A 20415-nucleotide genomic window follows, 5' to 3' on the forward strand; every position below is an offset into this window, starting at 1 on the left:
TCTAACCCCTTTCTCTACTAATTGATGGCTTCTATCATTCGCTGATCGTCAGATATGGTCTTTTTTTCGACAGTACTTTCAAGAAAAGCGGCGTATTCAGCTTCAGACTGCGTCTTTCCTTCCAAAAGGAAATGTTGGATTTTTTGTTTCATTTCTTTATATTCTTTAGGAATTATTTTTATAAAGCGGCCGGATGTTTTGCTCCAATTGTCGAGAATTCGTTTGGCCAACGGGCTGTTTGTGTAGTCAACGTGTTTTTTTATAAGAGATTTCACTAAGTCTTCATCTTCTTTTGACAACGATTCAAACAGAAGAGATGATTCTCTGCATTGACGTTTCGTCAATCCAGGCGTTTTTTCATAGATATATACAACGCCGCCGGACATTCCGGCTGCAAAGTTTTTCCCAACATCGCCGAGTATGACGACATTGCCGCCGGTCATATATTCACAGCCATGGTCTCCTACACCTTCGACCACTACATCGACTCCGGAATTTCGAACGGCAAAACGGGCTCCGGCTTTTCCGTTGATATAAGCTTCACCGCCGGTCGCTCCATACAGGCAAACATTTCCTGCGATAGTCTGTTCTTCCGGAACTAGGCTGGAAGATGAATCAGGGCGAACAATCAGTTTTCCTCCCGATAAGCCTTTTCCAAAGTAATCGTTGGCATCTCCGTCTACCGCTAATGTCAACCCTTTAGGAGCAAAAGCACCGAAACTTTGTCCGGCCGAACCTTTGAATGTAAATTGGATCGTATCTTCAGGAAGACCTTCAGCTCCGTATTTTTGGGTAATCAAAGATCCCAAAATGGTTCCGGTAGCCCGATTGATATTGCGAATTGGAAAACTTCCTTTTACAGGTTTTTTCCATTCGATTGCAGGTTGAGCAGCGGGAACCAACTTTTGAAGATCAAGCGTTTTTTCAAGTTGATGATTTTGTTCCTGCGTTTTGTGCTGGGATTGATGCTTTGCTTCTTCCGGTACATACAGAAGCGGTGACAAATCTAGATATTTGGCTTTCCAATGACGTTTGGCCCGTTCATGAACTTTTAAGAATTGTTTTTGTCCAATCATTTCGTCCATCGTCCGGAATCCCAATTGTGCCATAATTTCGCGGATTTCCTGGGCGACAAAGTGCATGTAATTCACGATATGATCAGGCGAACCGGCAAATCGCTTCCGAAGTTCTGGATTTTGGGTTGCGACTCCTACAGGGCAAGTATCCATATGGCAAACCCGCATCATAATGCACCCAAGCACGACAAGAGGTGCAGTGGCAAATCCGTACTCTTCAGCGCCTAAAAGAGCAGCGATGACGACATCTCGGCCTGTCATCATTTTGCCGTCTGTTTCAAGGGTTACGCGATCACGGAGACCGTTCATCAGCAAGGTTTGATGTGTTTCGGCAAGGCCGATTTCCCAAGGAATTCCGGCATTTTTAATGCTTGATTTCGGCGATGCGCCTGTGCCGCCTTCATATCCGCTAATCAAAATGACATCGGCAAGCCCCTTGGCCACGCCGGTTGCGATTGTTCCTACACCGCTCTTGGAAACTAATTTCACGTTGATGCGAGCTTTCGGATTTGCATTTTTTAAATCGTAAATCAATTGGGCTAAATCTTCGATAGAATAAATATCATGGTGAGGAGGAGGAGAAATAAGTCCGACTCCGGGTGTGGCACCACGAACGTCCCCAATCCAAGGGTATACTTTTTTTCCCGGCAAATGACCTCCTTCACCCGGTTTAGCGCCTTGTGCCATTTTGATTTGAATTTCTTCGGCGTTCACTAAATAATGACTCGTTACGCCAAATCGTCCAGATGCCACTTGTTTGATGGCACTCCGGCGCAAATCTCCGTTTTCATCCGGCGTGTAACGAGAAGGGGCTTCGCCGCCCTCGCCGCTGTTGCTTTTACCTCCAATGCGGTTCATCGCAATCGCCAGCGTTTCGTGAGCTTCTTTACTGATGGAACCGTACGACATGGCACCGCTTTTAAAGCGTTTGAGAATGGATTCGACAGGTTCCACTTCGTCTAAAGGAACTGCGGGTCTTTTGCCAAAGTTGAAATCAAGAAGACCCCTAAGGAAAAATGTTTGTTCTTCTGAAATCATTTTTGAGTATTTTTTATATAGTTCATAGCTATTTTGCCGTGCTGCTTGTTGTAAAGTATGAATGGTTTTCGGATTAAAAGCATGAGCTTCTCCCGTTCTTCTCCATTGAAATTCTCCGCCGGAATCAAGGGAAGTATCCTGGAATTCACTTTTATGAAATGCTTGGCGGTGGCGGAGCAGGGTTTCTTCGGCAATCACACGAAGCGTAATCCCGCTTAATGGGGAAGCGGTACCGGTAAAATAGCGGTCCACTACTTCTTTTCCGATGCCAACCGTTTCAAAAATCTGGGCGCCTCTATAGCTTTGAATAGTGGAGATACCCATTTTCGACATGATTTTGACAACCCCGTCGATGCTCGCTTGCAAATAGTTGCTGATGGCTTGTTCAGCGTTTATTTCTTTAATAATGCCTTTTTCCACCATGTCTTCAATAGACGAAATGGCAAGGTATGGATGAACTGCATCTGCTCCGTATCCGATTAAACAAGCAAAGTGATGAGTGTCTCTGGCTTCAGCCGTTTCCACAATAAGGCTTACTTTCGTTCTAAGCCCTTTTCGCACTAAGTGATGATGAAGACCGCTGACTGCGAGCAAAGCAGGGATGGCAGCGAAATCTTCGTTCACTCCATGATCGGATAAAATTAACAACGAATACCCTTCCTCAATTGCTTCTTCCGCTTCTTGGAACAGCCTGTCTAAAGCCGGTTCAAGGGCTTGAGGGGAAGAAGCGTCAAATAAAATAGACAGAGTTTTCGCACGAAATTCTTTAAACCGATTGCCGATTAAAGCAGCTAAATCTTTTTCAGAAAGAATAGGTGATTCAAGCCGAATTCTCCGGCAGCTCTGTTCGGAAGGCTCGAGAAGATTTCCTTCTCTGCCAAGGAGCGTCATGGTTGAAGTCACAATATCTTCCCGAATGGCATCAATCGGAGGGTTCGTCACTTGTGCAAACAGTTGTTTAAAATAATTGTAGAGAAGCTGAGGACGTTCCGACAAAACGGCGAGCGGGGCATCATATCCCATGGATCCGATCGGGTCCTTTTTTTCCGTCGCCATTGATTTAAGATTTTTCGTCAGTTCCTCATACGTGTAGCCAAAGGCTTTTTGCCATTTTACAATTTTTTCGGATTCTAAACGCGTTTCCACCGGTTCGAAATCATTTAGATCGGATAGGTGGACAAGATTTTCGTCGAGCCATTTGCGGTAAGGTTTTTCAGAAGCAATTTTTGCTTTGATCTCTTCGTCGGAAATGATGCGGCCTTCTTCAAGATCAATCAAAAGCATTTTCCCCGCGTCTAAGCTTTGTTTGGAAATGATTTTTTCCTCTTCGACAGGTACGACTCCTGTTTCAGAAGAATAGATGATTAAATCGTCTTCCGTTATATAATAGCGGGCAGGACGCAGTCCATTGCGGTCCAAAATGGTTCCGATTTTTCGACCGTCCGTAAAGGAGATCGAAGTAGGCCCATCCCAAGGCTCCATTAGGCAACTGTGGTATTCATAGAAAGCAAGCTTTGGATCTTCCATTTGCCTATCATGATCCCATGGTTCCGGAATCAGCATCATCGCAGCGTGAGGAAGCGAACGGCCCGATAATGTCAAGAATTCAAGTGTATTATCCAACATGGCGGAATCGCTACCGCTTTCGTCGATAATAGGCAAAATCTTTTCGTAGTTGTCCCCGAACACTTTAGAGTAACTTGCCTTTTCGCGGGCACGCATCCAGTTCACATTTCCTCTCAGGGTATTGATTTCTCCATTATGAATTAAATAACGGTATGGATGAGCACGCTCCCAGCTGGGGAATGTGTTGGTGCTGAATCGAGAATGAACAAGGGAGAAAGCAGAAGTATAGGCTTCGTCGGAAAGATCCAGATAGTATTGATCGATCTGCTCCGGAAGAAGCATTCCTTTATATATGATCGTTCTTGTCGACAGGCTCGGAACATAAAAGCTGCCGTTAATTGCCGGATCCTCTGCGATCGCTCGTTCAATACGTTTTCGAATGATGTATAATTTTAATTCAAAATCTCGTTCCGATTTGATCTCTTCGTTTTGCCCGATAAACAATTGCATGATGAAAGGCTCCGTTTTTAAAGCGCCTTCGCCAATGACGGAAGAATCGGTTGGAACTTCACGCCATCCGAGCAGCGACTGTCCTTCTTCGCCAACAATCCGTTCAATGTGCGATTTAGCGCGTTCCCGTTCGGATTGGTTTTGTGGCATAAATAACATTCCTACTGCATACTTATGCATTTCTGGTAAATGAATATTAAGCTTTTCGCATTCTTTTCTAAAGAATGAATCCGAGATTTGAAGCATAATTCCCGCTCCATCTCCCGTTTTTTCATTCACGTGGCCACCGCGGTGTTCCAATTGGCACAGCATGTATATACCCTGCTTTACAATGGAATGAGCAGGTTTTCCTTTTATATTTGCTATAAATCCGATTCCGCAAGCGTCATGTTCGTTTTGCGGATTGTACAGACCTTGTTCTTTTGGATAGCCATAGTGTTTCATCGGCTGCACCCCCATTTTGTGAAAAGATTTACTGAGCAGGTCTTAAAAAATTTCCATCGGTGGGCTTTTGCGGATGATTTTTTTAAAAAGTTTGATTTTTCGTCACCCGCGGATTTTGAGCTTTGAAGGTGGAAATTTTGCGGACGGTTAAAAGCAGGTAAATTTGAATTGTTTCTATTTTTCAGATAACAGTACTTATATTGTATATTTCTTTATTAATGCTAACAATATATAATTAAGAATAAAACAATCTAATTTTGATATTAATATAGTTTTTGCTTGATAGACGGTAATTTTACGACAGATCATGAAAAAAAGAAAAGGGGAGAAGAAGATTGGAACTGCGCCAAATTAAATATTTTATAGAAGTGGCCAAGCAAGAACATGTGACTGAGGCAGCCAATCAGCTTCATGTTGCTCAGTCGGCGGTGAGCAGACAGATCGCTCGGCTGGAAGATGAGCTCGGAGTCGTTTTGTTTGCCAGAGATGGTCGAAATGTCAAGTTAACTCATATAGGCAAAATTTTTTTAGAACATATTGAAAATGCAATGGAGGAGATCGACAAATCGGTTAAAGCAGTCAAAGACTACTTAAATCCAAAACAGGGAATGATCCGAATTGGTTTTCCTAATTCATTGGCCGCTAAAACGCTGCCGAGAGTAATATCCGCATTTAGAAAACAATATCCGGAGATTGGATTTAAATTTTGGCAAGGATCCAATAAGGAATTGCGAGGACTGGTGGAAAACGGGGAAATTGATTTGGCGTTTGTTTCACCGGTTCCGACGGATTCCAAAATAAACACCCATATTTTCTTTTCTGAAAGGATGAGAGCTCTACTTCCGTTTCATCACCCTTTGGCCCAAAAAAAAGAAATTCGGCTTTATGAATTGAGAAAAGAGCCATTCGTACTTTTTCAAACAGGTTACGATATGAGAAAAATGGTGATGGATGCTTGTCGGCAAGTGGGATTTGAGCCTGATGTCGCATTCGAAAGCGAAGATATCTATACGATAAAAGGCTTAGTGGAAGCGGGACTTGGGATTAGTCTTCTTCCGGAATCAACGCTTGATGAGCAATCCAGCCCTGAAACCGTGAGCATCACGGTGAGCGATCCGATCATAACCAGGACGGTCGGGGTTATTTACCCGAAAAGCCGAGATCTTCCGCCGACGGAAAAACTCTTTTTTGATTTTCTCAAACAATATTATGAACGGTTGAATCAATTTAGTTTTTAGGATGAAGGGGGAAAAAGAGAAAGGCTCTGTTCTTGGTTCCTTTTAATCAAGCGCCTTTCTGAAAGGCTGATCGCCGATTTGTTTAGGAAGGACGAAAATTTTGGATTCGAACAGAGCCTTTTAAATCCTATTAAAGTGGAGCAAGTTCATTCCACTTAGATTCAGATTGAATGGAATCAAAGTTATTTTTAATAATGGAACGTTCCAATAAAGGAATTTTTTTAAAATGCCCAATTTCCATTGCGGAAAATCGGTTCGGTTTTTCCGTCTTTGGTGATGCCGTCAATATCCATGGATTCTGATCCGATCATAAAGTCCACGTGGGTGATGCTTGTATTCAGTCCGTTTTCTTCCAATTCCTCTTTCGACATTTGCTTTCCGCCTTCGATGCAAAAAGCATAAGCGCTTCCGATCGCGAGGTGATTGGAGGCATTTTCGTCAAATAATGTATTGTAAAAAAGAATTCCCGATTCAGAGATAGGTGAGTGGTGGGGTACAAGCGCTACTTCTCCTAAAAAATGAGATCCTTCATCTGTTTCTACCAGTTTCTTTAGTATTTCTTCTCCTTCTTTCGCTTTCACATCGACAATTCTTCCGTTTTTGAATGTAATGGTAAAGCCATCGATAATATTTCCTCCATAGCTCAACGGCTTGGTATTAGATACATATCCATTGACTCCCGTTTTTTTGGGCGCGGTAAATACTTCTTCCGTCGGCATATTGGCCATAAATGCCACACCGTTTTCATTGATGCTTCCAGCTCCCACCCAAATATGGTTTTCAGGGAGCTCAATGGTCAAATCGGTGCCGGGTGCTTTGTAATGAAGCTTATGAAACCTTTTTTGATTTAAATATTCAACTTTTTCATGAAGAATCTTATCATGTTTTTGCCAAGCCGCAATGGGATCCGCTTGTCCAATTCTTACTGCATCAAAAATGGCTTCCCATAATTTTTCCACAGGTTTTTCTTCGTTTGGAAAAACTTTTTTGGCCCATGCTTGTGAAGCGGCAGCGATGATCGTCCAACTGACTTTGTCCGATTGAATGTATTGGCGGAACTTAGTCAACGCTTGTCCAGCTGCCTTTTGATAGCGGCTGATTCGTTCCGGATTCACGCCTTTTAAAAGGTCGGGACTGGAAGAAAGTACGGAAATAAACGCCGCTCCTTGTTCAGCCAGTTCTTCTTTTTCTTTTGCCCGCCAAATCGGATAATCGTCGAACGCTTCATCTGGCGCCAGCTCATATTTCATTCGGGAGATGGCGTCATCGTGCCAATCGACATAGACATGTTTGGCGCCGGCTTCATAAGCTTTTTTGGTAATAAGCCGTACGAAGTCAGCCGCTTCTAGACCAGCATTAATGACGAGTGTTTGTCCTTTTTGAATATTGACGCCAACCTTTACTGCCAATTCTGCATATTTTTCTAATTTTGTTTGAAATAGTTCCATCTAATCCCCTTCTTTGCTAAAGTGTCCTCTTTATTGTATCAAGACTTTCAGTTGAATCAAAGCAACCCTCGTTTCTCGCTTTCGGTTGAGAAGAAACTGTGCCATAATGCCAATGGAAAGGGGGAATATTTTTGTTTCAATTGAAACGTGTTTACGAAGCGGCTTCAAAACAAGATGGGAAAAGAATATTGATTGACCGGCTGTGGCCGCGGGGGTTATCAAAGGAGAAAGCACAAATCGATGAATGGATGAAGGAAGTAGCACCAAGCCATGAATTGCGGAAATGGTTTCATCAACATCGAAGCAAATTTTTGGATTTTAAAGAAATGTATTGGAATGAACTTCAAAGCGAAGATCGGCAAAACTCGATTTTAAAACTCGTGAAAATGGGTGAAAATAATACTGTCACATTATTATACGCTGCAAAAGAACCGGTTCGCAATCATGCAGTTGTACTGAAAGAGTTTTTGGAAAAACAGAGCGAAACGTAATTACGTTTCGCTCTGTTTCATAAAGTGTATTCGATAGCTTTTAGGGTCAGCGACCAAATCGGCCAGTGTATACTGATCTAAAACGTGAAGATAGGCGGCCAGGGCTTCGTGCAATATGTGCCGCAAAGTACAGACAGGGGATATCACACAAACATTATGGTCGGAATCAAAACATTCAACAATACGAAAATCTTCTTCTGTTTGTCTCACAACGGCTCCGATATTAATATCCTTTGGTTCCTTTGCAAGCCGTATTCCGCCATTTCGTCCGCGGATCGTTTTGATAATCCCCATTTTCCCAAGTCCGTAAATGATTTTCATTAAATGATTTTTGGAAATTCCATATACTTCGGAAATTTCTCGAATGCTGGACAGTTCATCATTGCCTTTGGCTGCTAAAAATATCAGAACTCTTAATGCGTAATCTGTATAAGAAGTAAGTCTCAATGACATCACCTAAACATTTTCATTTCTAAATTCCCTATTTCAAGGCAACTCTTAGTATCACTATATTATACCCCATTTGAATAAAAAACACTAAATGTGAACGTTCTATTAAAGATGTATTTTTGATATTGCTTTCAGCACTAATTTCCTCTATTTTAAAGATGCAAATAAAATACTTCTTTTCAGGAGATGAAAAATATGTTATCTCAAGAAACAATTGACATTGTGAAATCCACTGTCCCGATTTTGGAAAAAAGAGGAACAGAGATTACTTCTCATTTTTACAAAAGAATGTTTTCCAACCATCCGGAGCTGCTCAATATTTTCAATCATGCGAATCAACAGAAAGGCCGGCAGCAAACCGCGCTGGCGAATGCGGTACTTGCCGCTGCCAAGCATATTGACGAATTGGAAGCGATACTTCCGGCCGTGAAGCTGATTGCTCATAAACACCGCAGCTTGGGGATCAAACCGGAGCAATATCCGATTGTAGGCGAAAACTTGTTGGCAGCGATAAAGGAAGTGCTGGGGGACGCTGCAACCGATGAAATTTTGTCTGCCTGGGAAGAGGCATATCAAGAAATTGCGAATGTCTTTATAAAAGTAGAGAAGGAACTTTATGAAGAAGCAGAAAATCAAAAAGGCGGTTTTAGAGATTTCAAAGAATTTGAAATTATAAAAAAGGTGCCTGAAAGTTCCCTGATCACTTCTTTTTATTTAAAACCGAAAGACGGCGTTCCGGTTCCTTCCTATTTACCGGGGCAATATATTACCGTTCGATTGAGAATACCGGGAGACCAATATTTGTCGAACCGTCAATACAGCTTATCGTGCGGGCCGTTTCATGACTATTTCCGCATTTCCGTGAAAAAAGAAGCGGATCATGAGCCGTATGGAAAAGTATCCGTTTATTTGCATGAACAGGCAAAAGAAGGCGATACAATCGAGGTTAGTGTTCCTGCGGGGGATTTTGTGTTGAATCAAGAAGAAACCAATCCGGTCGCATTGATTAGCGGCGGAGTTGGAATTACTCCAATGATGAGCATGCTGGAAACTTTGGCAGAAGGAAACAGCAGTCGGGAAGTCGTATTTATTCATGCTGCACGCAACGAAAAGGCCCGAGCTTTTTCAGACGAAGTCGATCGTCATATAAGCCGACTCAAGAACGGGAAATCTTATATCGCTTATTCATCGAAAGAAAATGAAAGCACTGTATGCGATCACCTTGGACATATCGACAAAGAGTTTTTGCAAAGAGTGCTTCCGAAAAACAGTATCTGTTACGTATGCGGTCCGATTCCATTTATGCAGTCCGTTATTCAGCATTTAGCGGATATCGGGATTTCTGCGGAAAACGTCCGTTATGAATTTTTCGGTCCGGCTCTTCAACTGGAAGTAAAATCCATGTAACGTCTTCCCTGAACAGGCTTTGAGAAAAAGCCATTAAACGGAGTATACGCAGAAAAAAAGCGGAGTTTTTGCGTGGACTCCGCTTCTTGCCTTGATTGGGCATCCCGATCAATGTTAGTGGACCCCTCTTTTTTTAAATTGTCCACCTTTTACTTCCGCCACTTCACCGATGGCGAGAAAGGCGTTCGGATCAATTCGGTCGACGATTGATTTTAATTGCGCCTCTTCCAAGCGGTTGATGACGCAAAAGATGACTTTTTTGCCCGTTCCTTTATATCCGCCTTCCCCGTTCAAGTAGGTGACGCCTCGTCCTAAATTGGTTAAGAGCGCTTCTCCAATTTCGGTATCACGATCACTGATGATCCAGACAGAACGTGATTGCTCCAATCCTTCTACCACGATATCGATCATTTTGAATGCGATAAAGTAAGCGATAAGGGAATACATGGCATGATCCCAGCCGAAAACAAATCCGGCGCTTCCAAGGATAAAAATATTAAAGAACAAGACAATTTGTCCGACAGATAATGCCGATTTGCTGCTGATTAAAATCGCTAATATTTCTGTTCCATCGAGGGCGCCCCCGAACCGGATGACAAGACCGACCCCTACTCCGATCGTAATTCCCCCAAAAACGGCTGCTAAAAGGATATCGTCAGTAATACCGGCAACAGGAGTAAGCAGCGAAGTAAAAACGGATAGAACGATAATCCCGTATAATATGGAAATCGTAAATCTTTTTCCTAATTGTTTGTACCCGATGATAAAAAAAGGAATATTGAGAACAAACAGGAAAATACCCAGTTTTACATCTAATAGGTGGGACAAAATAATGGAAATGCCTGTAATGCCGCCGTCGATGATGTGATTAGGAACTAAAAAGATTTCCAATCCCACTGCCATTAAAATGGCGCCTAATGTAATAAAAATGCCGTTAATCAAAATAGATTTTTTGGATAACTTTTGGTATTCCACATTCTCCATTCGCATCTTTCCTTTCTATACCATTTATTTTTATAGGTTGTTTTGAAACTTTATTCATGCACGTCACCAATATATTGGAACGTTGCTTCGAATCAAGAATCATCTCCGAAATAGGCAGACAGCAGATAAATGCGGGAATAAAGGAAGTTTGAATGAACACCGAAATCATTCAGTGGACAGAAGATTTTTTGAATGGGGAAACAGTATCCTTTCCTATAAAAGGGACAACTTTTCCATTCATGCTGCCACTATATACAAAAATGATGATTTGATCGTCTTCCAAGTGCTGCTCATTCTAAATGTGATAAATTAAAAGTGAAAAATATGTAACCGTTTTTTCATGAGGAAATTAATGTGCAAAACTTGTGGACAATGATAGGGATCGAACAGATAAAACATGAATTACGTGCTCGTTAACATAAGTATACCATATTGATCCTCGATATTTAAAAAATTTGGACTTTCGACGAGTTTATTTTATTTTTAAAACTTTTATGCAACACGCAAGAATGCAGATGGAGGGGATTGGGTTCTCTGTCTTTTTTAGGATTGGGCGATGTTTTTCGTTATGATGTGTAATCAATGGCAGTAAAAGATCTATTTCATAGATAGTGAGGGAAGTGATTTGACAACGGCAGTAGGTATTACATTATTAGTAGTAGGAATTGCTCTTTTACCGTTTGGAGTGATTTATTTTAAAGATAGCTGGAAGGAAATAAAAGAGTTATCTCCAAGCGCCAAAAAAACCGCAATATTTTTGGAAATACTGGATTTATTCACTGCACCCATTGGTTCAACTTCTCTGCTTTTTCTTTCATTAATATTTATTATCGGAGGTATAGGCTTGGTTTTTTTGGAATTTCTTTAATGGTAAAAAGGATATGGCTGTAACAGAGCTCGTTCTTCGGAATGGAAAATATAGTACAATTTTAACATGGGGGAGTTTTAGTGGATTATTTTACTTTATTGGCGGAAGAAAAAATCAAGGCAGCTTACGAAAAAGGAGAGTTCGATGATCTTCCGGGGAAAGGGAAGCCGTTGAAAATGGACAGCATGGTGGAAATTCCGGAAGACTTGAGAATGGCTTATCGAATCATGAAAAACGCAGGATAATATGGAGGAAGAACAGGAGATTCGAAAAGAGTTTTTGACAATCGAAGAACTGATCCGGCAATGCCATGATGAACAAGAAAGAAAAAGACTGGAAAAACAATGGTCCCAGCGGCTGATTCAATACAATCAACTGCTTTCTAAAAGAAAAATAAAAACGAATTCGTCTCTATTTAAAAGATATGAGCAGAAGATCGAAAAAAGGATCATCGGATCAAACAGTAATTCTTGATGTAAAGAAGTCATAACCTTGGTTTAAACGTAGGAAAAAACCATCGTGATTTCAATGAATTGTCCTTTTTGCGTTAAGGTTTGTCAATTTTAGTCGATATAGTAAATGAAACCTTAAAAATAGCAGTACGTTCATTGGCGGTCCATGACAATAGAAATAGAAATTTAGTAAATAGGGTGAGAATGATGGATAAGACAACAATTATTGGAGTAATACTCGGAATTATTGCCATTGGGGTCGGTATGGTGTTAAAGGGGGTCAACCTTTCGGTATTAGCGAATCCCGCCGCTTTTTTGATCATTATTGCAGGGACTATATCTGCTGTGACCATCGCTTTTCCAACGAACGAAATAAAAAAAGTTCCAAAATTGTTTGCGATTATTTTTAAAGAGCAAAAATTAATGAGTCGGCTTGAGGTGATTCGTTTGTTTTCGGAGTGGGCGGAAATTGCCCGCAGAGAAGGTCTTCTTGCCTTGGAATCAAGACTGGACGAGATAGAAGACCCTTTTTTGAAGAACGGTTTAAGTCTGGCGGTCGACGGTCAAAATGCCGACTACATCCGCGATGTCTTAACGGAAGAGATTGAAGCGATGGAGGAACGCCACAAAGTTGGAATTTCCATTTTTTTGCAAGCGGGTACATATGCTCCTTCGCTTGGGGTGCTTGGAGCGGTAATCGGATTAATAGCTGCCCTCGGAAATATGTCGGATACGGATGCATTAGGGCATGCCATTTCGGCAGCATTCGTGGCTACCATGTTAGGGATTTTTACCGGATATGTATTGTGGAATCCATTTGCCAATAAATTAAGACGAAAATCGCAGCAAGAAGTTCAATTAAAAGAAATGATGATAGAAGGAATTTTATCGATCATCGAAGGAGAGGCCCCTCGCACTATTGAACAAAAATTGTCTTCTTTTTTGCCTCAAGAGGAACGAAAGAATATGATGATGGAAGCGGAAGGTGTCAGTCAAAATGGCGAAGCGTAAAAAAAGGAATGACGATGAGCGTATAAGTGAATCTTGGCTGCTTCCTTATTCTGACTTGCTAACATTGCTTTTGGCGCTATTTATTGTCCTCTTTTCCATGAGTGCGGTCGATGCGAAAAAGTTTCAAAAATTTGCGCAGACCTTTAATGATATATTTCAAGGCAGCACAGGGGTCATGGATTTTTCCGATACGATTCAAACTCCGGTTCCGTCCCCCGACGGTAAGGCGAATAAAGATGACATTCTGAACAAAAAAGATGAAAAAGAATTAAAACAAGTAGAGGGAAGAATCAATCAATATATCGAAAAAAAACATTTGACGAATAAAATTACCACGTCCTTGACAAGCGAGGGACTTTTGTTGAGAATTCGAGATAATGTATTATTCGACTCCGGAAAAGCGACCATTCGGAAAGAGGACGTTCAAATGGCTAGAGAACTGTCAAATTTACTTGTCATGAATCCTCCTCATCAAATCATTATCAGCGGACACACCGATAACGTTCCGATTAAAACGGCTTCATTTGAATCCAACTGGGAATTAAGCGCTATGAGGGCCATCAATTTTATGAAAATTCTTTTGGAAAATCCGAAATTGGACCCGAGCCAATTTAGTGCCAAAGGATACGGCGAATACCAGCCGGTTGCAGACAACTCTACCCCGGAAGGAAGGGCTAAAAACCGACGCGTGGAAGTACTCATTATGCCGATCAATCAACAGAAGAACGTACAGCAATAAGCATAATGTTTGTTTAATAAACAAAAGAAGGGGTACAATAAATATCGGATAAAGTCGTAAAGGGGGAGAACAAACGATGGGTAAAAAAATTGCCGTATTGGTAACAGATATGGTGGAAGACTCTGAGTACACTGAACCTGTAAAAGCCTATAAAGAAGCAGGCCATGAAATTGTCAATATTGAAAAAGAAAAAGGGAAAACGGTAAAAGGCAAACATGGCGACGCTGTTATTACGATCGATGAAAGCATCGATAACGCGAAAGTGGAAAATTACGATGCTTTGTTGATCCCGGGAGGATTTTCACCAGACATATTACGTGCCGATGACCGGTTTGTTCAATTTGTTAAAGATTTTATGGATTCTAAAAAACCGGTATTTGCGATTTGCCATGGTCCACAGCTCCTCATCACGGCGAAAGCTCTGGAAGGAAAAACGGCTACTGGCTATAAATCCATTCGTGTTGATATGGAATACGCCGGCGCTCATTATAAAGATGAAGAAGTGGTTGTAAGCGACAACCAATTAGTAACGAGCCGGACACCAGACGATATTCCGGCGTTTAATCGCGAATCCTTGAAACTTTTGCAATAGAACATTTTTACGACATGAAGAAGGCATTAGTCAAGGGTTTGACTTGCTGACACGACGAGAAATGATTGTGTCAGCGAGTCAAACCCTTCATTTTTTTTGTAAAAGTAAAGAAAAAAAACATATAATAAACATAGAATATTGAAACATATCATTGTGCGTTTCCTTAAACTTGAGAAATGAAACGGAGCAAAAAAGAAAGGTAGGATTTTCATGATCGTATTGAAATCTCCACGTGAGATTGAAAAAATGCATGAAGCGGGAAAGCTTCTTGCTTCCACCCATAAAGAAATAGCTAAACTGATTAAGCCGGGAGTGACTACTTGGGACATTGAAGTTTTCGTGGACGAATATTTGAAAAAACACGGAGCGACACCGGAACAAAAAGGATATCGTGGCTACGAATATGCAACTTGCGCGAGCGTCAACGATGAAGTATGTCATGGATTTCCCCGGAAACAAGCGTTAAAAGAAGGAGATATTGTCACGATTGATATGGTGGTCCGGTTAAACGGCGGGCTGGCAGATTCGGCTTGGTCTTATGCTGTTGGAGAAGTCGATCCACAAACCCAAAAATTATTAGATGTAACGAAGACAGCGTTATATAAAGGAATCGAACAGGTGAAAATAGGAAATAGAATTGGAGATATTGGCCACGCTATTCAAACTTATGTGGAGGCGGAAGGTTTTTCTGTCGTTCGAGATTTTATCGGCCATGGAATTGGTGCGGTCATTCATGAGAAACCGGATGTTCCTCATTTCGGCCTCCCTGGAAAAGGTCCGCGCATAAAAGAAGGGATGGTCTTTACGATTGAACCGATGGTGAACATAGGCCATTGGGCAACGAAAATGGACGCTAATGGCTGGACGGCTAGAACAATGGATGGATCGCTGTCTGCTCAATATGAGCATACGATCGCTGTTACAAAGGACGGAATTCTCATACTAACCGATCAAGAGGAAGAAAAAACTGCCGGCTCCCACTAAACCGGCAGTTTTTCCTTACTTTCTCAAATATCCGAGTTCTTCCACAATCGCTTGCATTTCATTAGGGCTGAAATGATTTTTTCTCTGTACTAGTTCATAAATTTCTTTTAGTTCTTCATATTTGTCGGAACTAAAATTAGTAGATTTTAAAGCATCACCGTTGACCATTTTTAGCTTTTCTTTAATCTTTTCCACCATAAACTCAATATTTTCTAATGTGTTTTTTGAGAGATCCACTTGATCCATCCTTTCCCTTTTCGGCTAGTACTTATTCATATATTTTCATGTTTTTTCATTCCTGTCAAACCGAGCGAGAAGAGATAGGATCTATGGTTTGAAAGCCGAAAGGTCGCTTTCGTTCGTGTTCTATGAACAATGACAAAGAAATACCACTATTTCTTTCAGAGTGTAGACAAAAGGCATCCGAATGTGCGCTTTCGGATGCCTTTTGTCACTTTTATGCTTTCAAATGTTTGGAATAGACCCCTCCAGGGGTCTATTTTATGTTATTGCTGGACTTTTCCATGTCCAGCAAGCCATCTTTTTCAAATTCATTGCAGCAAAAGTTAGCATCGCCTGCATGGACAATTTTTTTAAACCTCTTAAAGTTGTCCAACGCATACCATGCTTTTCCTTTGCATCAGCAAAAACACGTTCAATGGTTTCTTTCCGTCTTGCATAAATGCTCTTATTCTCTTGTGTATGCCGAAGATGATCAGCTTCCTCTAAATAAAATTCCCATACATGTCGCTGAATCAGTTTTTTATGCTCCTTACTTTGGGTGCACTTCGAAAGGAATGGACAATCTTTACACTGGACTGGATCAGAAAAATATTGACGATAGCCTTCCTTCGTCGTAGTTGCATATTTTAACACTTGTCCTTGCGGACAAAGATAACAATCGTAGTATTCATCGTAAACATACTCATGTTTTTTGAAATAACCATCCTTTGTACGAGGGCGAGTATAAGGTAAAGCAGGGGTCATATCATTTTCAAATATGTATTGGGCAACGGCGGGAGTTTTATATCCAGCGTCAGCAGCAACCACAGCCGGTTTTCCATGTTTTTCTATGACTTTTTCAAGAAGTGGCTCCAATACGGAACTGTCATGAATATTCCCTGGCGTTACAATAGCCCCCAAAACAAAGCCATTTCGATCCGCAGCAGCATGGAATGAGTAAGCAAACTGTTTTGTTCGCTCGTCTTTTACGTAGTAACCACTTTCCGGATCAGTGGTACTTTCTTTTATTTCTTTATATTCTTCTTTCCCAAATTTATCTGGAGGAAATGGCTTTTTTCCATGTGCTTCTCGATCAGCATTTATCTCATCTTGTAGACGTGCTTGATAGGCTTTCGTTTCTTTTCGAACCACTTTCTTCACAAATTTATGCTTATTCGCACTCGCTTTGACATGAGTAGAATCAATAAAGACATGCTCACTGCTTATCAGCTTCTTATCTGCAGCTTCTTTCAAAATGCGATAGAATATCTGTTCAAATAAGTCTGTATCCTTAAAGCGTCGCTCGTAGTTTTTCCCAAACGTTGAAAAGTGAGGTACCTTATCATAAAAACCAAATCCAAGAAACCAACGGTAAGCCAGATTCGTTTCGATTTCCTCTATAGTTTTTCGCATGGAACGAATACCGAAGGTATATTGGATGAAAGCCATTTTAATCAATACAACTGGATCAATACTTGGTCGACCTCTTTCCGATGAATACATGTCTTGAACAAGCGAATAGATAAATGAAAAATCAATAGCAGCGTCGATTTTACGAACCAAATGATCTGCAGGTACAAGTTGGTCTAAAGCTATCATTTCTATTTGATCACGATTCATCTGTGTATTTTTTGTTAGCACTTCATCCACCTCAATTCATTACGGTATCTTAATTATACAAAAAAAGACTGTCGGCAAATCCGGTTTTTTCGGATTTGTCGACAGTCTGAAAGAAATACCACTATTTCTTTGTCGTTTTTCAATGAAAAATTTTGTAGAATAATGATAATACCATTTGCTTTAAAGAAAGGAAGGGTTGGATTGATTCACGTCTTGTTTGTCTGCTTAGGAAATATTTGTCGTTCTCCCATGGCTGAGGCGATGTTTCGCGACATGGTAAAACGAGAAAAGTTAGATCAAAAAATTGCGGTTGACTCAGCCGGCATCGGCGGCTGGCATATCGGAGAATCTCCTCATCATGGAACGTTGTCCATATTAAAAAAATATCAAATTAACCATGAAGGGCTTGTCGCCCGCCAAGTACAGCGAGAAGACTTAAACAAATTCGATTATATTGTGGCGATGGATCAAAGCAACGTGGATGATTTACATAAGCTTGCTGGAGATGCTTCCACTACACACATCATTCGTTTGCTTGACTTAGTGGAAGAATCTGAGCAAAAGGATGTACCTGATCCTTATTTCACCGGTAATTTTGAAGAGGTTTATGAGCTGATCAAAAAAGGCTGCGACCGTCTGCTTGCGCTAATTAAAAAGGAACATAACCTTTAAGGGGGTAAAAAAATGGGGAGAAATAAATTCTTTGCAGGAATGTTCATCGGTGCTGCCGCAGGGGCTGCTGTCAGTTTATTGGACAAGTCCACACGCTCTAAAATGTCTAAAGTGTGCCAATATGTTGTCCAAATCGCAAAAGATCCAAATCGCATCATTTCTTCCACTAAGGAGATAGTAGAAAAAGCTAAAGAAACGGTCAAACAAGTGAATGAAGATGTTGGCTTTATCCGTGAAAAAGTGGAGGATCTTCGTGATTTAACACCGCAAGTGAAGGAATTGCTGACGGAAGCAAAAGATACGTTTTTGCCTGAAAAAAAGGATGCATCCTATCAAGACATCCATAACGAAAAGGAAACGACGGAAAGCGGAAAGTAGTGGACTATGGTTGGGATCGTGCGCTGAAGGGTATCTGGATGAAAAGGTCATGAAAGGCCTTGAACGGTCAAAAAGATAACAGAGAGCAATAAGCGAACAGAATGATAAAGCCGGAGCTGCTGAACCTGAAAATCCGCTTGATCGATTCCATAACTTCAATACGTTTTATGCAGCAACTCATAAAAAAGGGGGAGCGTTTTGGCCGCTCCCCTTTTCGATTTCTCGTTTTTTAATAAGCTTTTAATTCTTGTGCTTCGAACGCTTTTTCTTTTGGAGATTTCAAAAGCCGAAGCCCGTTTAAAATCACTAAGATCGTGCTTCCTTCGTGACCGATCACTCCGAAAGGAAGATCGAGAATTTGAAGGAAGTTGGAGCAAATTAACAACATAATGACTGCGATCGAAAAGACGATATTTTGTTTTACGATTTTATTCATTCTTTTGGAAAGCTGAATCGCATTGGCAATTTTGGCTAAATCATTTTTCATCAAAATAATATCAGCCGTTTCAAGCGCTGCGTCTGTTCCTTCTCCCATGGCAATTCCAACGTTTGCGGTTGCTAAGGCAGGGGCGTCATTAATGCCGTCGCCAACCATTGCGACCGTCCCGTATTTTTCCATAATTTTTTTCACATAGTCCGCTTTGTGCTGGGGCAGGCATTCGGCAATATAACCGTCTAAGTGAGCTTCTTTCCCGATGGTGTACGCTGTTTTATCACTATCTCCGGTCAACATAATCGTATAAATTCCTTCTTGGCGCAGAAGATCAATGGCTTTTTTGGCATCGGGCCGAATGCTGTCTTTCAAAGCAAAGAGAGCAGCAATTCCGTTCGAATCGCGGACAAAAACGACGGTTTTTCCTTCTGACGCCAACTCTTTTGCTTTTCCATTTGCGAAAGAAAGCGCCTCATCCTTACCGACGAATTCCGCTTTGCCGATTTTCCATTCTTCGCCTCCCATCGCTGCCTTTACACCAGAACCGGCCACGTCTTCCAATTGGTCTACTTCTAAAAGTGGAATTTCCTTATCTTCGGCAAATTTTACGATAGCCTGTGCAAGCGGATGATTCGATTGATTTTCAATTGAAGCGGCCATTTGAATAAGATGCGCTTCTTCTAAGCCGTTCCGGACAATGATGTCTGTTACTTCCGGTTTTCCTTTTGTCAGCGTACCGGTCTTGTCAAACGCGATTGCTTTTAAATGGCTTAAATTTTCTAAGTGAACGCCGCCTTTTACTAAGATTCCGTTCCGGGCGCCATTGGAAATCGCCGCTAGAGTAGCGGGCATAATGGATGCGACTAGGGCGCACGGAGAAGCGACAACTAAAAGGACCATTGCACGATAGAACGTTTCATTCCAACTCCATCCAAACAAATAATGCGGTAGAAACATCATCAGCAAGACAACCGCCAACACGACTTTGACATAGCGCCCTTCGAATTTTTCAATAAAAAGCTGTGAAGGTGATTTTTCGCTTTGAGCAGATTGGACAAGCTCAATGATTTTTTGGAATAGAGTTTCATTCGATCGTTTCGTAATTTCAACAGTAATGGAGCCATTGATATTGACGGTTCCGGCAAAAACTTCTTCACCCAGTTGTTTCGTTACGGGCATGGATTCCCCAGTAATCGCCGATTCATCTACAGAAGAGCTTCCCTTTACGATCCGGCCGTCAGAAGGGATACGTTCACCCGGTTTCACGATAATCAAGTCGCCGATATTAAGACTGGAAACGGGAACTCTTTCTAAATTTCCGTTGGTGATTCGCCACGCTTCTTCTGGCTGCAGATCCATTAAGGAAGAGATTTCTTTTTGGCTTTTATTCATGGTATACGTTTCTAAAGCTCCGCTGACAGAAAAAATAAAAATTAAAACAGCTCCTTCTGTCCAGTACCCGATGCTCGCCGATCCGATGGCTGCAACAATCATTAATATTTCTACATTTAATTCTTTATTTTTTATGGTTTCTTCAATGCCTTCTTTTGCTTTGGCAAACCCGCCGATAGCAAACGCCAGCAGGTAGAGCACACTTGGAACCAGTCCGGCATGATTTTTTTCCGTTATCCAAGCTGCTAAAATAAGCAAACCGCTTAATAAAGCTGCCATTAATTCAAGATGCGGTTTCAGTTTCTCCAACTTCGCCATTTTCGTTTGAACGATTTTTTTATTTGTCAAAGCATTCGCATCTGCGCTCATCGTGACCCTCCTTGTTTAATTGAAAATAAAC

At 41.3% G+C, this 20415-nt stretch carries 19 protein-coding genes; 12 read left to right on the forward strand and 7 right to left on the reverse strand.

Annotation, left to right across the window (positions count from 1 at the left end):
• Positions 1–17 precede the first annotated feature (17 nt).
• Positions 18–4634, reverse strand: a complete 4617-nt coding sequence (gene gltB, locus NST81_RS03930; RefSeq protein ID WP_341028532.1) for a glutamate synthase large subunit — start codon at positions 4632–4634, stop codon at positions 18–20.
• A gap of 335 nt (positions 4635–4969) precedes the next feature.
• Between gltB and NST81_RS03935 the strand changes: the two genes are divergently transcribed.
• Complete coding sequence (locus NST81_RS03935) at positions 4970–5872, forward strand: LysR family transcriptional regulator (RefSeq protein WP_048622711.1); 903 nt, start codon at positions 4970–4972, stop codon at positions 5870–5872.
• A gap of 221 nt (positions 5873–6093) precedes the next feature.
• Here NST81_RS03935 and NST81_RS03940 read toward each other — a convergent pair whose 3' ends face one another.
• Entirely contained in the window at positions 6094–7320 is a 1227-nt protein-coding gene (locus NST81_RS03940; RefSeq protein ID WP_061778489.1) for an aminopeptidase, read from the reverse strand.
• A 131-nt stretch (positions 7321–7451) separates the two neighbouring features.
• On the opposite strand from NST81_RS03940, the gene NST81_RS03945 reads away from it, so the two are divergent.
• On the forward strand, positions 7452–7811 hold the full coding sequence (locus NST81_RS03945; RefSeq protein WP_048622713.1) for a DUF488 domain-containing protein: 360 nt from the start codon (positions 7452–7454) through the stop codon (positions 7809–7811).
• Here the strand turns inward: NST81_RS03945 and NST81_RS03950 are convergent, their stop codons facing one another.
• Entirely contained in the window at positions 7812–8258 is a 447-nt protein-coding gene (locus NST81_RS03950) for an RrF2 family transcriptional regulator (RefSeq protein ID WP_003354680.1), read from the reverse strand.
• A gap of 198 nt (positions 8259–8456) precedes the next feature.
• On the opposite strand from NST81_RS03950, the gene hmpA reads away from it, so the two are divergent.
• Positions 8457–9668, forward strand: coding sequence for an NO-inducible flavohemoprotein (hmpA, locus tag NST81_RS03955; protein WP_328202922.1), 1212 nt, complete (start codon positions 8457–8459; stop codon positions 9666–9668).
• A gap of 114 nt (positions 9669–9782) precedes the next feature.
• Here hmpA and NST81_RS03960 read toward each other — a convergent pair whose 3' ends face one another.
• Positions 9783–10652, reverse strand: coding sequence for a YitT family protein (locus NST81_RS03960; RefSeq protein ID WP_048622715.1), 870 nt, complete (start codon positions 10650–10652; stop codon positions 9783–9785).
• Positions 10653–11277: 625 nt separating this feature from the next.
• Between NST81_RS03960 and NST81_RS03965 the strand changes: the two genes are divergently transcribed.
• From NST81_RS03965 to map, 7 genes are all read left to right on the forward strand, one after another.
• Positions 11278–11520 carry a hypothetical protein gene (locus NST81_RS03965; protein ID WP_003354683.1) on the forward strand — a complete coding sequence of 81 codons (243 nt, stop codon included), beginning with the start codon at positions 11278–11280 and terminating at the stop codon, positions 11518–11520.
• Positions 11521–11600: 80 nt separating this feature from the next.
• Positions 11601–11765 (forward strand): DnaJ family domain-containing protein, encoded by a 165-nt coding sequence (locus tag NST81_RS03970; RefSeq protein WP_341028538.1) that lies wholly within the window; start codon positions 11601–11603, stop codon positions 11763–11765.
• Position 11766: 1 nt separating this feature from the next.
• Complete coding sequence (locus NST81_RS03975; RefSeq protein ID WP_341028539.1) at positions 11767–11994, forward strand: hypothetical protein; 228 nt, start codon at positions 11767–11769, stop codon at positions 11992–11994.
• A gap of 185 nt (positions 11995–12179) precedes the next feature.
• A complete protein-coding gene (motA, locus tag NST81_RS03980) occupies positions 12180–12983 on the forward strand; it encodes a flagellar motor stator protein MotA (RefSeq protein ID WP_048622717.1) in 804 nt (267 codons plus the stop codon).
• The gene (gene motB / locus NST81_RS03985; protein ID WP_048622718.1) at positions 12970–13722 is read left to right on the forward strand and encodes a flagellar motor protein MotB; all 753 of its coding nucleotides are present in this window, start codon (positions 12970–12972) and stop codon (positions 13720–13722) included. Before motA ends, motB begins: the two co-directional genes overlap by 14 nt.
• A gap of 76 nt (positions 13723–13798) precedes the next feature.
• Positions 13799–14314 (forward strand): type 1 glutamine amidotransferase domain-containing protein, encoded by a 516-nt coding sequence (locus tag NST81_RS03990; RefSeq protein WP_003354688.1) that lies wholly within the window; start codon positions 13799–13801, stop codon positions 14312–14314.
• Between the two features lie 210 nt (positions 14315–14524).
• Positions 14525–15298: a type I methionyl aminopeptidase gene (gene map, locus NST81_RS03995; protein WP_048622719.1), complete on the forward strand. Its 774-nt coding sequence runs from the start codon at positions 14525–14527 to the stop codon at positions 15296–15298.
• Between the two features lie 15 nt (positions 15299–15313).
• On the opposite strand, the gene NST81_RS04000 is transcribed toward map, so the two are convergent.
• The gene (locus NST81_RS04000) at positions 15314–15535 is read right to left on the reverse strand and encodes a DUF1128 domain-containing protein (protein ID WP_040341556.1); all 222 of its coding nucleotides are present in this window, start codon (positions 15533–15535) and stop codon (positions 15314–15316) included.
• A gap of 264 nt (positions 15536–15799) precedes the next feature.
• Positions 15800–17161, reverse strand: coding sequence for an IS1182 family transposase (locus tag NST81_RS04005; protein ID WP_341027798.1), 1362 nt, complete (start codon positions 17159–17161; stop codon positions 15800–15802).
• Positions 17162–17341: 180 nt separating this feature from the next.
• Between NST81_RS04005 and NST81_RS04010 the strand changes: the two genes are divergently transcribed.
• Both NST81_RS04010 and NST81_RS04015 read left to right on the forward strand, forming a co-directional pair.
• Positions 17342–17812, forward strand: a complete 471-nt coding sequence (locus NST81_RS04010; protein ID WP_003354691.1) for a low molecular weight protein-tyrosine-phosphatase — start codon at positions 17342–17344, stop codon at positions 17810–17812.
• 12 nt (positions 17813–17824) lie between these two features.
• A complete protein-coding gene (locus NST81_RS04015; protein ID WP_048622720.1) occupies positions 17825–18190 on the forward strand; it encodes a hypothetical protein in 366 nt (121 codons plus the stop codon).
• A 229-nt stretch (positions 18191–18419) separates the two neighbouring features.
• On the opposite strand, the gene NST81_RS04020 is transcribed toward NST81_RS04015, so the two are convergent.
• Positions 18420–20384, reverse strand: coding sequence for a heavy metal translocating P-type ATPase (locus NST81_RS04020; RefSeq protein WP_327824522.1), 1965 nt, complete (start codon positions 20382–20384; stop codon positions 18420–18422).
• Positions 20385–20415 lie beyond the last annotated feature (31 nt).

It is taken from the genome of Bacillus sp. FSL W8-0223 (genome assembly GCF_038006805.1).
Taxonomy (GTDB): domain Bacteria; phylum Bacillota; class Bacilli; order Bacillales; family DSM-4216; genus Bacillus_O; species Bacillus_O smithii.